15 protein-coding genes are annotated in these 15,068 nt (G+C 49.2%); 13 read left to right on the plus strand and 2 right to left on the minus strand.

The window, feature by feature from the left end:
- Positions 1–117: 117 nt before the first annotated feature.
- Complete coding sequence (gene rne, locus V7P87_RS14150) at positions 118–3,285, minus strand: ribonuclease E (RefSeq protein WP_333798001.1); 3,168 nt, start codon at positions 3,283–3,285, stop codon at positions 118–120.
- A 537-nt stretch (positions 3,286–3,822) separates the two neighbouring features.
- On the opposite strand from rne, the gene rluC reads away from it, so the two are divergent.
- Together rluC and V7P87_RS14160 are read left to right on the plus strand one after the other, a co-directional pair.
- Positions 3,823–4,776 (plus strand): 23S rRNA pseudouridine(955/2504/2580) synthase RluC, encoded by a 954-nt coding sequence (gene rluC / locus V7P87_RS14155; RefSeq protein WP_296298367.1) that lies wholly within the window; start codon positions 3,823–3,825, stop codon positions 4,774–4,776.
- A 91-nt stretch (positions 4,777–4,867) separates the two neighbouring features.
- Entirely contained in the window at positions 4,868–5,515 is a 648-nt protein-coding gene (locus tag V7P87_RS14160) for an HAD-IA family hydrolase (protein ID WP_333798002.1), read from the plus strand.
- A 15-nt stretch (positions 5,516–5,530) separates the two neighbouring features.
- Here V7P87_RS14160 and V7P87_RS14165 read toward each other — a convergent pair whose 3' ends face one another.
- Positions 5,531–6,121 carry a Maf family protein gene (locus V7P87_RS14165; protein ID WP_333798003.1) on the minus strand — a complete coding sequence of 197 codons (591 nt, stop codon included), beginning with the start codon at positions 6,119–6,121 and terminating at the stop codon, positions 5,531–5,533.
- 139 nt (positions 6,122–6,260) lie between these two features.
- Between V7P87_RS14165 and yceD the strand changes: the two genes are divergently transcribed.
- The 11 genes from yceD to tmk all read left to right on the plus strand — a co-directional run bounded on the left by yceD (position 6,261) and on the right by tmk (position 15,066).
- On the plus strand, positions 6,261–6,785 hold the full coding sequence (gene yceD, locus V7P87_RS14170) for a 23S rRNA accumulation protein YceD (RefSeq protein WP_296298372.1): 525 nt from the start codon (positions 6,261–6,263) through the stop codon (positions 6,783–6,785).
- Positions 6,786–6,801: 16 nt separating this feature from the next.
- Positions 6,802–6,966, plus strand: coding sequence for a 50S ribosomal protein L32 (gene rpmF / locus V7P87_RS14175; protein WP_031564938.1), 165 nt, complete (start codon positions 6,802–6,804; stop codon positions 6,964–6,966).
- Between the two features lie 6 nt (positions 6,967–6,972).
- Positions 6,973–8,013, plus strand: a complete 1,041-nt coding sequence (gene plsX / locus V7P87_RS14180) for a phosphate acyltransferase PlsX (RefSeq protein ID WP_260656595.1) — start codon at positions 6,973–6,975, stop codon at positions 8,011–8,013.
- Between the two features lie 6 nt (positions 8,014–8,019).
- On the plus strand, positions 8,020–8,979 hold the full coding sequence (locus V7P87_RS14185; protein WP_333798004.1) for a beta-ketoacyl-ACP synthase III: 960 nt from the start codon (positions 8,020–8,022) through the stop codon (positions 8,977–8,979).
- A 107-nt stretch (positions 8,980–9,086) separates the two neighbouring features.
- On the plus strand, positions 9,087–10,028 hold the full coding sequence (gene fabD, locus V7P87_RS14190; protein WP_333798005.1) for an ACP S-malonyltransferase: 942 nt from the start codon (positions 9,087–9,089) through the stop codon (positions 10,026–10,028).
- 14 nt (positions 10,029–10,042) lie between these two features.
- A complete protein-coding gene (fabG, locus tag V7P87_RS14195) occupies positions 10,043–10,786 on the plus strand; it encodes a 3-oxoacyl-ACP reductase FabG (RefSeq protein WP_333798006.1) in 744 nt (247 codons plus the stop codon).
- Positions 10,787–10,914: 128 nt separating this feature from the next.
- Positions 10,915–11,151: an acyl carrier protein gene (acpP, locus tag V7P87_RS14200; protein WP_031564929.1), complete on the plus strand. Its 237-nt coding sequence runs from the start codon at positions 10,915–10,917 to the stop codon at positions 11,149–11,151.
- A gap of 124 nt (positions 11,152–11,275) precedes the next feature.
- Positions 11,276–12,514, plus strand: coding sequence for a beta-ketoacyl-ACP synthase II (fabF, locus tag V7P87_RS14205; RefSeq protein WP_333798007.1), 1,239 nt, complete (start codon positions 11,276–11,278; stop codon positions 12,512–12,514).
- A 138-nt stretch (positions 12,515–12,652) separates the two neighbouring features.
- Positions 12,653–13,432, plus strand: coding sequence for an aminodeoxychorismate lyase (gene pabC / locus V7P87_RS14210; protein ID WP_333798008.1), 780 nt, complete (start codon positions 12,653–12,655; stop codon positions 13,430–13,432).
- Positions 13,433–13,438: 6 nt separating this feature from the next.
- Entirely contained in the window at positions 13,439–14,449 is a 1,011-nt protein-coding gene (gene mltG, locus V7P87_RS14215) for an endolytic transglycosylase MltG (protein ID WP_333798009.1), read from the plus strand.
- Positions 14,446–15,066, plus strand: a complete 621-nt coding sequence (gene tmk, locus V7P87_RS14220; RefSeq protein WP_333798010.1) for a dTMP kinase — start codon at positions 14,446–14,448, stop codon at positions 15,064–15,066. The genes mltG and tmk overlap by 4 nt, the downstream gene beginning before the upstream one ends.
- Positions 15,067–15,068 lie beyond the last annotated feature (2 nt).

Genomic DNA, 15,068 nt, shown 5'->3' on the forward strand with positions numbered 1-15,068 from the left:
GGTAAATATCCGCACAAAAAATAATGCCAGTCAGCTTAACTGACTGGCATTACAGACTCAGGTCTGGCTTTTTGTTATCTCAAAGAAGCAGGGGTTACCCCTGCTTTTGGCTATGGTTTATTCATCCACAGCTTTTGGTTTGGTCATAGGCGCAGCTGTGACCTGACGTGCCACTGTGCGTGGTGTTGATACCACCACAGGACGTTCAGCAGCCGGCATGCCGGTTGGCACTTCGGCCGCAGGTTCAGCATCCACCACCACAGGTTTAGTCATGGTCGAGGTCACCATATTGCCGTAGCGGTTGCCTTTGGCAGCGGCAGGCGCGGCAGTGACAGGGGTTGTCTGAGCCACAACCTGTTCAGTTACTGGTGTTGCTTGAGCCACAACTGGCTCTGCAGACTCAACCGGAGCTGGTTTGGCCGCCGGTGATTCAGCTTGTGCAACTGCAGCTGGTGCAACTGATGTAGCAACAGCTGTTGGTACCATTTCAACTGCAGCAGGAGCAGCGACCACATCAGCCGGTGCAACTGTTGCAGTGGCAACAGGCTCAGTACTCAGCATAGTTGGTTCTGATGTCGCCTGAGTCTCTGCTGCGACTTCAGCTTGTGCAGCTGCTTTGGCGCGGCTACGGCTACGTGGTTTAGCAGCAGCTTCCGGTGCTTGTTCAGCTTCAGCCTGAACTGTTGTTGCAGCAACGGCGTCAGCCACAGCTTCAACCGCAGTTTCCGCCAGAATTGGCAGGTCCAGCTGCTGTTCTGCCGCGAGCTCTACATCATCAACCGGATAACGGGCTTCAACTGATTCGTCCGTTTCACCGTTTTGTTGCTCTTTTTTGCGTTTTTGGCCAGCAGCACGTAAATGACGTGGTGAACGGCGTGAACGGCTACGATTTTCGCTGTTTTCTTTATCTGCAGTTTCGCCTTGCTGAGTTTCAGCTACTTCTGCTTGCGTTTCAACAGCGAGCTCTGCAGTTGATTCTGCAATGACCACTGTTTCAGCTGCAACTTGAGGGACTGACTCAGGGCTTACTGGCACAGTTACAGTGTCTGCAGCCACATTTGCCACTTCAACACTTTCAGTAACTGCAGTATTTGCCACAGCTGTGTCTTGTGGAGCAGTTTCTAAAGCGGTGATCACCTGATCTGCTGCAACTGCTTTTTCCAGGCGTACAGATTTACGCATATTACGACGCTGACGGCGCTCAGCCACTTTGCTTGAGCTCGGTACTTCATCGTCGCTGTCAACGGCGACAACCTTGACTGGTTTTTCGGCTGCAGGTTTTTTGCTTTCGTTGCGATCTAACCTTTCTGTGCGTTCAGCACGTTCCGGGCGCTCACTGCGTTCTGCACGTTCGCCGCGGGCAGGGCGTTCACCCCGTTCGTTGCGTTCATTACGGGCTTGGCGGTCCTGCTGCGGACGAGCCTGCTTGCCATCTTCACGCTGCTGCTGTGGTGCGCGTTCTTCCTGACCTTCGTTACGACGGTTTTGGTTACGGCCGTTACGACGGTTTTTATTGTCGCGGTTGTTCACACGGCGTTGTGGCTGCTCAGCTTTTTCTTCGACCTTGGCCGGGGCAGCGCCAAACAAAGATTTAAAGAAACCTGTGACTTTGGCAACCAAACCGGTTTCAGCCACTGCTGCCACCTGAACCTGTGGTTGTGCTTTAGCCACAGGCGCTGGCACCGGAGCTGTTTCCTGCAAAGAAATAGCGGCAATGGCCGGTTTTTCTTTCACTGCATCTGACACCGGGTGGTACAGCGTATTTTGTACTGCTGGTGCTTTGACCATGTTGTAACTGGATTCTTCGATTTCTTCATCAAAACGAATGCGGGTTACTTCATAGTGAGGGGTTTCCATATGCTCGTTTGGAATGATGTAAACACGCACACCTAACCTGCTTTCGATACGGCGGATAGATTCGCGTTTTTCATTCATCAGGTAAGTGGCCACTGATACCGGCACCTGAGCATGAATTTGGCTGGTGTTGTCTTTGATGGCTTCTTCTTCGATCAAACGTAAAATCGACAGGGCAGAAGACTCGGTGCTGCGGATAGTGCCGCGGCCATGACAACGTGGACACACATGAGTGGCCGACTCGCCAAGTGATGGACGCAGACGCTGACGCGACATTTCCAATAAACCAAAACGGGAAATACGGCCAATCTGTACCCGGGCGCGGTCTTGTTTTACAGCTTCTTTTAAGCGGTTTTCTACTTCACGCTGATGCCGTACCGGCGTCATATCGATAAAGTCGATCACAATCAAACCACCTAAGTCGCGCAGGCGTAACTGACGGGCAATTTCATCTGCTGCTTCTAAGTTGGTGTTAAAGGCCGTCTCTTCGATATCACCGCCTTTGGTGGCTTTTGATGAGTTGATATCAATAGCGGTTAAGGCTTCGGTGGAGTCGATGACAATAGAACCACCAGAGGGTAAACGTACTTCACGGCGGAAGGCGGTTTCAATCTGGGTTTCAATCTGGAAATGCATAAACAGCGGCACTTCACCCTGATACATTTTGACACGGTGGGCAAAATCCGGGCGGAACTGCTGGATATACAGTTTGGCTTCTTCAAAAATTCGGGTGTTGTCGATCAGGATTTCACCAACGTCACGGCGCAGATAATCGCGGATAGCGCGGAATACCACGTTGCTTTCCTGGTGAATAAGGAAAGGTGCAGGGCGGTTTTGTGCTTCAGTGGTAATGGCTGACCAATGTTTCATCAGCGCTTTTAAGTCGTAATCCAGCTCTTCGTAAGATTTGCCAACACCGGCGGTGCGCACAATCAAACCCATGCCATCTGGCATTTCCAGCTGACCTAAAGAATCTTTTAATTCCTGACGTTCATCCCCTTCGATACGGCGGGAAATACCACCGGCACGTGGGTTGTTTGGCATCAGTACCAGGTAAGAACCGGCCAGACTGATAAAAGTGGTGAGCGCAGCGCCTTTTTGGCCACGTTCTTCTTTATCAATCTGGATAATAACTTCCTGACCTTCACGTACCACTTCTTTGATATTCGGGCGACCGTCAAAAGAATAACCTTGTGGGAAATATTCACGGGAGATTTCTTTGAGTGGCAGGAAACCATGGCGCTCTGCACCATAATCAACAAAAGCAGCTTCGAGGCTTGGTTCTACGCGGGTGATACGGCCTTTGTAAATATTGGCCTTTTTCTGTTCATGGCCTGGGCTTTCGATATCCAGGTCGTACAATTTCTGGCCATCGACCAGTGCTACGCGGATTTCTTCTTCCTGCGTGGCGTTAATGAGCATTCTTTTCATTGTGTCTGACTCGTCCATTCAGCCACAACGACAGCGAACATGCGTTTGCGTGTCAGATGTTGTCAAACATATTCTGGTGCAGTCTCACGACTGGAATGCTTGAATAATCAATTATTTATCAATTGTTATTGTCAATCTTGTTTATCCGGCCGGATTGAAACCCCCGCCGTATTACAAATTTGCTCTGATCCACATCGCTTCTGAGCGCTGCGTTATAGCGTTTTACTTTTATTTTTTTGCTCATCGACCGGAAGCGGTGTTGTGCTGGTGTTGGTAACAAATTACGCAGCATTACCTCAAGCATCTGGCGTTATTGTCGTTCGGGATAGATAAAGTCGTTGGTTTTCACCACGAATTAGGTATGATCTGTCTCCCGACCGGTGCCTCACATCTTCTCTTACGTCTTGATGAGCGCCCTAATGGCCTTAAGTGATTCAAACCACTGGCACAATTAGCGGGCTGATTATCCCATCAATCAGTAAATAATAGCAACCGAAAATATTGTTAAAACCCGAAGTAGCAGAGCAGCAAATACGCATGACTGATGAAATCAAAACCCCGATCCAATTTATTGATGTGGATGAAGAATATGCAGGCCAGCGCCTGGATAATTTTTTGCTGGCCAGGCTCAAAGGTGTGCCTAAAAGTGTGATCTATCGGGTAGTGCGTAAAGGTGAGGTTCGGGTGAATAAAGGCCGGATCAAACCTGAATACAAATTGCAGGCCGGTGACCAGGTGCGGGTGCCACCTTTGGTGGTGTCGGCTGAAAAAGACCAGGTGTCGACCAAGTTGTCGCTGGTGAAAAATCTCGAAAGCCATATTTTGTTTGAAGACAACGATTTAATTGTCATTAATAAACCCACCGGCATGGCAGTGCACGGCGGCAGTGGCTTACAGTTTGGCGTCATTGAAGCTTTACGCGCGTTGCGACCAACTGCGAAGTTTTTAGAGCTGGTACACCGGCTGGACCGTGATACCTCAGGCTGTTTATTAATCGCCAAAAAACGCTCGGTGCTTACTCACTTACATGAGCAGCTGCGTTTAAAAACTGTTGAGAAAAAATACTGGGCTTTAGTGGCCGGCCAGTGGGATGCCCGCAATAAAAAAGTCACGGAGCCTTTAAAGAAAAATACCCTGCAATCCGGCGAGCGGGTAGTTAGGGTGGATGAAAAAGACGGTAAACCGTCGGAAACCCGCTTTAAAATTCTGCAGCGTTATGTTGAAGGTACTTTGGTGGAAGCTTTTCCGGTAACAGGCCGCACCCACCAAATCCGCGTGCACACTGCCTGTGTTGGTCATCCTATTGCCTGTGATGATAAATACGGTGACAACGAATTTACTGCGCAAATGAATGCCCTTGGTTTAAAGCGGCTGTATCTGCATGCCAAAACTCTGGCTTTTACCCACCCCAATACCGGGGTTGTGATGAAGTGTGAAGCACCGCTCGATGCCGAGCTGGAAAAAATTCTGCAGAAACTCAGCAAAAAATAACAAGGTACAGCATAACACCAGGTTAGTTGCTCAAATGGAAAAAGCCGGCCGAGGCCGGTTTTTTAGTTGCATAAAAAGGTAGTAGCAATAAATGTCGGCACAAAAAGTTGTGATTTTTGATTGGGATGGCACTGTGATGGACTCCATTGGCAAAATTGTCAATTGTGTGCAGGGTGCGGCCAAAGCGCTGAACATCGAGGTGCCCGGTCATCATCAAGCCAAACAAATTATTGGTCTGAGCCTGGAAACCGCTTTTGCCACTTTATTTCCGTCTGCTGATAAGCCAACACTTTTATTGTTGTGTGAAGCTTATAAAGACATTTATCTGCATCAGGATAAAACGGCAACACCGCTGTTTGCAGGCGCTGTTGAGCTTTTTGAAAGGCTCAGGCAACAGGATTATTTATTGGCGGTGGCAACAGGTAAAACCAGGGTTGGTCTCAACCGGATGCTGGAAGAAACTAATACTGCACATTTTTTTGCAACCAGCCGCTGTGCTGATGAAGCAAAGTCAAAACCAGATCCACAAATGCTGCAACTCATTCTTGCTGAGCTTGCTTGCTCAGCAGACCAGGCGCTGATGGTCGGCGATACGACTCATGATTTGGCAATGGCACACGCGATACAAATGCCAAGAGTCGGCATCACCCATGGAGTACACAGTGCTTTGGATTTTGCGCCTTTTGCGCCAAAAGCAGTGATCGACTCACTGCCGGAGCTGCTGGCGCATTGTGCCTGACGCTGCGCCGATCCTTCAGGGCTGCAATAACAAGTCGCGGCCTTGTTGTTTTAACAACTGATGCAGCTTAATCAGCGGTAAACCAATCAGGCTGTTTGGATCATCACCTTCCAGTCTGGAAAACAACGTAATGCCCAAACCTTCACTTTTAAAACTGCCGGCGCAGTTCAGGGGTTGTTCGCGCTTGATATAAGTGTGGATGTCATCATCACTCAACTCGCGAAAATGCACATAAAAAGGCTCAACACAGTGACTGACTTCAGCCGTAGCGGCATTGACCACGGCAAGACCGGTTAAGAAAGTGACTTTGTGACCGCTAAAAGCTTTTAACTGACGATAGGCATTTTCAGCGGTGTGAGGTTTGCCAAGAATGGCGCCATTAAATAAAGCAACCTGATCTGAACCTATCACCAGGCCGTTGTTAAGCTTGTCAGCAATAGCGCAGGCTTTGGCAATGGCGAGCCGCTCAACCAGCGCCTGGGCAGTTTCGCCAGGCAGTGCAGTTTCATCCACTTCTGGTTTTGCGGTTTGAAAGTTGGGGGTGAGTTTTTCCAATAAGGCTTTACGATAGACTGAAGTTGAGGCCAGCCAAAGGTTTTGTGGCATAAAACAGCTCCGTTTTCTCTCAGAAGCAAATGAATGGCGGCACTATACTTATTTTTTCACCGATTTGCGCGTGAAAAATTGACAAAAGTGTGATCAACCCTTTGACAGTGCAGGCCTTGATCTATATGATGCGCGCCTTATGCAAAAGGTAAAAATTCCAATCACTATAGATCCGTCCCGTACTGCACAAAAAAGGCTGAGTTACGAAGGGATCATTCCGCTGAACACGCTGACGCGTTTTACCGAGTCATTGCTGAGCACGGAAGGTGATGTTGCTGTAATCATCGATTGCGGAACCGACGAACAAGGCTTGGTCTTTATTAAAGGTGAAGCCCACTGTACTGTCAGTCTGACCTGTGAAAGGTGTGGTGACGAAATGTCGCTGACGATTGACAGCAGTTTTGCATATACCCCTGTTAAAGGGGATGATTCGGCTCACGATGAAATTCCGGAACGCTACGACGTGATCGAAAAAGACGAACACGGCGAAGTTAACTTGAGGCAATTGGTTGAGGACGAATTAATTCTGGCTTTACCGTTGTTCCCGATGCATGATGCTGACCAATGTGATCCAGCAAAGTTGCAAACGAGCTTCGGGCATATAGAGCCGGAACCAGAAAAACCGAACCCATTTGCAATATTGCAAGAATTGAAGAAAAAGTGAATTTAGGAGAATAGCAATGGCTGTACAACAGAACAAAAAATCTCGTGCAAGACGTGATATGCGTCGTTCTCATGATGCGTTGACAGGCCCAACGCTGTCTGTAGACGCAACAACTGGTGAAACGCACCGTCGTCACCACATCACTGCTGACGGTTTCTACAAAGGCCGTAAAGTTAAATAAGTCGCGGTGCACTCGTTGCAACCAGAACGGCTTAAAATAGCTTTAGATATGATGGGGGGCGATCATGGCCCCCTGTCTACTATTCCTGCAGCTATAGCTGCTGTCGAAGAATTTCCCAATCTTGATTTAATCCTCTGTGGCGACGCCACGACGCTTGAGCAGCAACTGCTTGAAGCCGGCATTTCCAACCATCCACAACTTTCTGTAAAACATGCATCACAACAAGTGCTGATGACGGATAAACCTTCGGTGGCACTGCGTAATAAACGCGACTCTTCAATGCGTGTTGCCCTGGATTTAGCAGAAAAACAACAGGTGCATGCCTGTGTCAGCGCTGGTAATACCGGTGCTTTAATTGCCATGGCACATTTTGTATTAAAAATGCTGGGTGGGGTGGAACGACCTGCGCTGATTAGCGCTTTGCCAACCACAGTGGGCAGTCCGGTTTTTATGCTCGATTTAGGCGCCACAGTAAACTGTGATTCCGATACTTTATTTCAATTTGCCGTGATGGGCGCTGTGATGGCGGAGGAAGTTGAAGGTATTCACCGCCCAAAAGTAGCGCTGTTGAATATGGGCGAAGAAGAAATTAAAGGTTCGGATCAAATCAAACGCACTTCTTTATTGTTGTCTGAATGTGCTGATATTAACTACATAGGTTATATCGAAGGCAATGATATCTTCTCCGGCAAGGCAGATGTGATTGTCTGTGACGGTTTTGTCGGCAATGTGGCACTGAAAACCTGTGAAGGTGTGGCCAAACTCATTATTAAAAGGTTTGAACAGGCACTGAAAAACAGTATGTCTGCGCATTTATTCGGCTGGATGATCAAACCGCTGTTAAAAAGTATCGGAACAGGCGTGAACCCCGACCACTATAACGGTGCAAGTCTGATAGGATTGCGCGGAATTGTAGTGAAAAGTCATGGAAATGCGACAAAAGAAGCATTTCTCAGTGCCATCCGGCAGGCGGTGCGCGAGGTTGAACGCCAGGTGCCCGCAAAAATAAAAGACCGGTTGGAACACGTATTAATCGATAAAGCGTAGGTCCTCATGTATTCACGCATTATAGGCACCGGCAGTTATTTCCCGGCGCAAATCCGTACCAATGCCGATTTAGAAAGCATGGTTGAAACCACCGACGAGTGGATTATTGAACGTACCGGCATTCGTGAACGCCGTATTATTGGTGAACACGAAACAGTGGCCACCATGAGTACACAAGCTTCATTAAAAGCTATTGAAGCTGCGGGTATCGATAAAAATTCCATTGATATGATAGTGCTGGCCACCACCAGTGGTTCACGGGCTTTGCCAAGTTCCGCCTGTGAAGTACAGCGTGAACTGGATATTCCGAATATTCCTGCCTTTGATATTTCCGCGGCCTGTGCCGGTTTTTGTTATGCCTTAAGTATTGCTGATCAATATATTAAAAGTGGCATGGTAAAACGGGTGCTGGTGATTGGCGCCGACTGTTTATCACAGCTGGTCAGCCCTGAAGATCGCTCTATGGTGATTCTGTTTGGCGATGCCGCCGGTGCCGTGGTGCTGGAAGCCTCTGAAGAGCCGGGCATTTTATCAACCCATATTCACTCTGATGGCAAATATTCTGAGCTTTTATATGTCAACAACCCGCGCCGTGGTGATGAAGCCTCTATCCACAACAGCTGGGGTGTAATGAAAGGCAACGACGTGTTTAAAGTGGCCGTCACTAAGTTGTCTGAAGTGGTAGAGCAAACGCTGGCTGCCAATAACCTGGACAAATCTCAGATTGACTGGCTGGTGCCACATCAGGCGAATTTGCGCATTATCTCTGCTGTTGCCCGCAAACTGGATATGTCGATGGACCAGGTGGTGATTAACCTGGACCGTTACGGCAACACTTCAGCGGCCACAGTGCCAACAGCGCTGGATGAAGCAGTACGGGATGGCCGGATCAAACGCGGACAAACCCTGCTGCTGGAAGCATTTGGTGGTGGTTTTGCCTGGGCTTCTGCGCTGGTGAAATATTAACAACGATGCACAGCCTAGATTTACTGCGGCACAGCACCCATTTAAAGGGCTTTGCTGCGCAGTAAGCTGTGCCAGCTGAACAATACAAATACAAAGCGAGCATTCAAATGACCAACAAACTTGCATTGGTATTCCCGGGCCAGGGCTCACAGAGCCTTGGCATGTTAGCTGAACTATATGCTGAATTTCCTCTGGTTCGTGACACTTTTGCTGAAGCTTCCGAAGCTTTGGGCTACGACTTATGGGCGCTTGTCGCCAATGGTCCGGAAGAAGCATTAAATGAAACTTTCCGCACTCAACCTGCACTGCTGACCGCTTCTGTTGCAGTTTGGCGCTTATGGCAGCAGCAGGGCGGCCAAACGCCGGCTTATCTGGCGGGCCACTCTTTAGGTGAATATTCAGCTTTGGTTTGTGCCGGTGTACTGAGCCTTGCTGATGCGGTCAAACTGGTCCAAAACCGCGGCCACTATATGCAAACCGCAGTGCCGGCCGGTACCGGCGCTATGCAAGCCATTATTGGTCTGGATGATGAGCTCATTGCCAAAGCCTGCGAAGAAGCTGCGCAGGGTGAAGTGGTGTCACCGGTGAACTTTAACTCACCAGGCCAGGTGGTGATTGCCGGTAATAAGGCAGCGGTCGAACGGGCCGGTGAACTGTGCAAAACTTACGGTGCAAAAAGAGCCTTACCACTGCCGGTGAGCGTGCCGTCACATTGTGCATTGATGAAGCCAGCAGCCGAAAAACTGGCGGCCGATTTAGCAGCGCTGTCGTTTCACACCCCTGTCATCCCGGTGCTGAATAATGTGGATGTGGCCATAGCAAATGACGCTGCAGCTATCAAAGATGCGCTGGTGCGACAGTTATTCAGCCCGGTGCGCTGGACTGAAAGTATCGAATGGCTGGCCGCTCAGGGTGTGACTGAAGTGGTAGAACTTGGCGCAGGCAAAGTACTGGCCGGTTTGATTAAACGTATTGATAAAAATCTGCTGACAACTTCGGTAAACGATGTTGCCAGTTTAAAAGCGGCCTTAAACCCGGCTGCAGAATAAGGAATTTTGCATAAATGACAGCTTTTATTTCTTTAGAAGGCCAGGTTGCGCTGGTAACAGGTGCCAGCCGTGGTATAGGTCGTGCTATTGCTGAGCAACTTGCTGCACTGGGCGCCAAAGTGATTGGTACCGCCACCACCGAAAAAGGCGCTCAGGCCATTGCCGACTACTTAGGTGCAGGTCAGGGCCTGGTGTTAGATGTAGCCAACGCTGAGTCTATTGAACAATGCCTGGAAACTATTAAAACCAACTTTGGTGACATTGATATTCTGGTCAATAACGCCGGTATTACCCGTGACAACTTATTAATGCGGATGAAAGATGAAGAGTGGTTTGACATTATGCAGACCAACTTAACCTCAGTATTTCGCATGAGCAAAGCTGTGCTGCGAAGCATGATGAAAAAACGCCATGGCCGTATTATCACTATTGGATCTGTAGTAGGATCAATGGGTAACGCCGGTCAAACCAACTACTCAGCGGCCAAAGCCGGGGTACTTGGTTTTACAAAATCTCTTGCGAAAGAAGTGGCGTCTCGTGGTATAACTGTCAACGCTATTGCGCCAGGTTTTATCGACACCGATATGACCAAAGATCTGTCAGATGAGCAAAAGCAAGCAATCTTTAGTCAGGTACCGGCGAATCGTCTCGGTCAGCCTGAAGAAATTGCGGCAACGGTCGCGTTTTTGGCATCCCGCCAGGCGGCTTATATCACCGGTGAAACGATTCACGTAAACGGTGGCATGTATATGGTGTAAGCTAATCAGGTTTGACCAGCAGGAAATGAAACGCTCATTGCTTGCATCAAACCGCGCTTGCCACTAAACTAGCCGCCATCCAAAATTGCACGAATTGTTGCGATTTATATGAGAAAAAGGAAGAAAAGATGAGCAACATCGAAGAACGCGTTAAGAAAATTATCATTGAGCAGTTAGGCGTTAAAGAAGAAGACGTAAAACACGAAGCTTCTTTTGTTGATGACCTGGGTGCCGATTCTTTAGACACAGTTGAACTGGTCATGGCGCTGGAAGAAGAATTCGATACAGAAATTCCTGATGAAGAAGCAGAAAAAATCACGACAGTACAATCTGCTATCGACTACATCAAAGCGCACGCTGAATAAGCAAAGCGCGATGCAGACGGGTAGCTAAGCTACCCGTTTTCATTTCTGGCACAGGCAAACCGATGATCTGAAACCGGTTTGTAGCAGTAAAGCAGAGAAAGATAATTTCCTTGCGGAGGACATAGTGACTAAACGTCGAGTCGTTGTAACTGGATTGGGGATGCTGACGCCGCTTGGCAATGATGTCGCTTCTACCTGGCAGGGCCTGCAACAAGGCAAAAGTGGCATTGGTTATATCACGCATTTTGATACCGAAGCCTACAGCACCAAGTTTGCTGGTTTAATTAAAGATTTTGATGTCGAGTCGTTTTTCCCGGCCAAAGAGGCGCGGAAAATGGACTTATTTATTCAATATGGCGTGGCAGCAGGCATTCAGGCCTTCCGTGATTCCGGTATTGAAGTAACAGAACAAAATGCCGGCCGTATTGGCGCTGCTATAGGTTCAGGCATCGGCGGTTTGGGTTTGATTGAAGAAAACCACGAAAAGCTGCTGGCCAGTGGCCCCCGCAAACTGTCTCCGTTTTTTGTGCCTTCAACCATCATCAATATGATTGCAGGTCATCTGTCGATTATGTTGGGTTTGCAAGGACCAAACATCAGTATCGTGACCGCCTGTACCACTGGTGTGCACAATATTGGTCACGCAGCGCGGATGATTGCCTACGGTGATGCCGATGCCATGTTAGCCGGTGGTGCTGAGAAAGCCTCAACCCATTTAGGGATGGGTGGTTTTGGTGCTGCCCGTGCACTCTCTACCCGCAACGACGCACCACAGCAAGCCAGCCGGCCCTGGGACAAAGACCGTGACGGTTTTGTGCTGGGTGACGGTGCCGGTGTGGTGATGCTGGAAGAATATGAACACGCCAAAGCCCGTGGTGCAAAAATTTATGCCGAACTGGTTGGTTTTGGTATGAGTGGTGATGCTTATCATATGACATCACCACCGGAAGATGGCCGCGGTGGCGCCAATGCGATGGCCAACGCGCTGCGTGATGCCGGTGTTGCACCGGAGCAGGTGGCTTATATCAATGCGCATGGTACTTCAACACCAGCCGGTGACATCGCTGAAACTATGGCGATTAAAAAAGTATTTGCCGGTTCGCTCGACAAGCTGATGGTTAGCTCCAGTAAGTCGATGATTGGCCATTTATTGGGTGCAGCAGGTTCGGTTGAATCCATTATTACCATTTTGTCGTTACAGGATCAGCTGGTGACACCAACCATCAACCTGGATAACCCGGGTGAAGGTTGTGACCTGGATTACGTACCGCACGAAGCACGTCAGGTGGCAATGGAGTACGCGCTGTGTAACTCTTTTGGATTTGGCGGCACCAATGGTTCTATTCTGTTCCGTAAGGTCTGATGGCTTTAAAGTACAGAAAACCGGCAAAGTAACCCTTTGTGTTTTATTCAGGACCGCCGCTTTGGCGGTCTTGTCATTTTCAGGCCGGAAAATTTCAGGCATACTGCCTTTTTAACCGCTTTTAGGCATCTTCTGGCCATGCATGTGCAGCAACCCTCTGTTTCTGACCGCAGTTTTCAGTACGGCGATGGTATTTTCAGCACTATCAGAGTGAAAAATGGCGTTTTGCAGTTCTGGCCTTTGCACTGGCACAGGTTGCAGCAGTCGATGCAACGCCTCGGCTTTGGTTTGATACCCGAAGCAGAGGTAAAAGCACAGGCACAGGCGCAAATCAGCATGCCGGAGCAGGTGGTGAAAGTGTTGGTCAGCCGTGGTCATTGCGGCCGAGGTTACAGCACCAAAGCACTGGGCGCACCTGATATTTATTGTACGGCCAGCCCTTTGCCTGATTACAGTGTGCAGCAACAACAGGGCATCAATGTGGCCAACGCCAGTTTAAGATTGGGTATTCAGCCGCTGCTGGCCGGTATTAAACATACCAGCAGGCTTGAAACTGTGCTGCATAAAACCGAAGTAGAACAAAGCGGCTTTGACGAGCTGCTGGCATTTGACACTGAAGGTTTTGCTGTTGAATTTAGCGCCGCCAATATGTTTTTTTATCAAAATGGCCAATGGTTTACACCTGAGCTTAGTCAAGCTGGTGTTGCCGGAGTGATGCGGGCATTTTTACTTAAAAAGTTGGCAGTGACAGAGGGCCGTTTTATGGCTCAGGATATTGCTGATTGTGAGGCTATGTTTGCCTGTAACGCCCTGATGGGGGTGGTACCGGTGCACCATTATTTACAGCGGCCACTTGCGCTTGCGCCGGTGTGGCCGGTGCAGCAGCTGCTGGCTACTAATTCTGAAGAAGGTTGTTAACGCAGGATGTTTAAAAAACTCGTTGTCATACTGCTATTGTGTTCTGTTGTTGCTTTTGGTCTGCGTAATCAGGTGCAGCAGTTTAGTCAGACTAGGCTTGCGCTCGCGGGCCCTTATTTTGAAGTGAAAGCGGGCAGTTCGTTATCTGCCTTGTGCCAAAGCTGGCAGCAGCAGGGTTTATTAAGCCGTTTTCAGTGTACTCAGCTGAAATTGCTCAGTGTATTTCATCCACAGCTGCGTGATATTAAAGCCGGTGTTTACCGGGTTGCCCCGGATTTGCTGTTGTCTCAGCTGGCGTTGTTTCGAAGTGGCAAAGTAGCGCAGTTTAGTTTTATGCTGCGTGAGGGTGAAACCTTACAACAAAGTTTGCAGGCGCTAAGTCAGGCTGAATTTGTGCAAAACGATATTCAGTCTGTGGCTGAGCTGCAGGCGCTGGTGCGCTGGCCGGCGGACTGGGGACCTGTGCCGTCCGATCCTGAAGCGTTGTTTTTCCCGGAAACATATTATTACCATGCCCACAGCAAAGCCTCCGACATTTATCGGCGGGCACATCAGGCGTTATTAACCCAACTGGAAAAAGCCTGGGCAGCGCGCGACCCGTCTTTACCGCTGCAGTCGCCTTATCAGCTGTTAACACTGGCTTCTATTATTGAAAAAGAAACCGGCGTGCTGACAGAAAAGCCGCTGATCGCCTCGGTATTTGTGAACAGGCTCAGATTAAAAATGAAGTTACAGACTGATCCGACCGTTATTTATGGTTTAAAAGAGCGTTATCAGGGTGACATCACCAGAGCACACTTAAAAGATCCGCACCCTTATAACACTTATGTTCATTTTGGCTTGCCACCTGGCCCTATAGCGCTGGTCAGCGCAACTTCGTTGCAGGCCGCCGCTCAACCAGAAGTCAGTAAGATGTTGTATTTTGTGGCAAAAGGCGATGGTTCGCATCAGTTTTCCGAAAATTTAGATGCCCATAACAAAGCAGTTCAGCAGTATATTTTTGGGAAAAAATCATGAGCAGAGGCCAGTTTGTTGTGATTGAAGGCCTGGAAGGGGCCGGTAAAACCACGGCGGTTCATACTGTGTATCAGTGGCTGACAGCACAAGGTCATACAGTGGTGCAAACCCGTGAACCCGGCGGTACACCGCTGGCCGAGCAGATCCGGACTTTGGTAAAGTCCGTGCAGCATGAGCCCATGGCGCCGGAAACAGAGTTACTGCTGATGTATGCCGCCAGAGTGCAGTTACTCAGTCAGGTTATCAGGCCAGCACTTGAGCGTGGTGACTGGGTGCTGGGGGACCGGCACGATTTATCGTCCCGTGCTTATCAGGGCGGCGGTCGTCAGCTGGATGAACAGCTGATCAACCAAATCCGTACTGCGGTGCTGGGTAATACCAGGCCAGATTTCACTCTTTATCTGGACATTGACCCGGCACTTGGACTTGCAAGAGCCAAAGCACGGGGTGCGCTTGACCGGATTGAGCTTGAGCAACTGGCGTTTTTCCAGCGCACCAGAGCCAAATACCTGCAAATTGCACGGAGTGAAGCCAATATTTGCGTGATTGATGCCAGTCAGCCACTTGAGCAGGTGCAGCAACATATCCGTAAGGCTCTTACGGAGCATTTCGGGTGACT

Source organism: Rheinheimera sp. (assembly GCF_036782235.1).
In the GTDB taxonomy this organism is placed as follows: Bacteria; Pseudomonadota; Gammaproteobacteria; order Enterobacterales; family Alteromonadaceae; genus Pararheinheimera.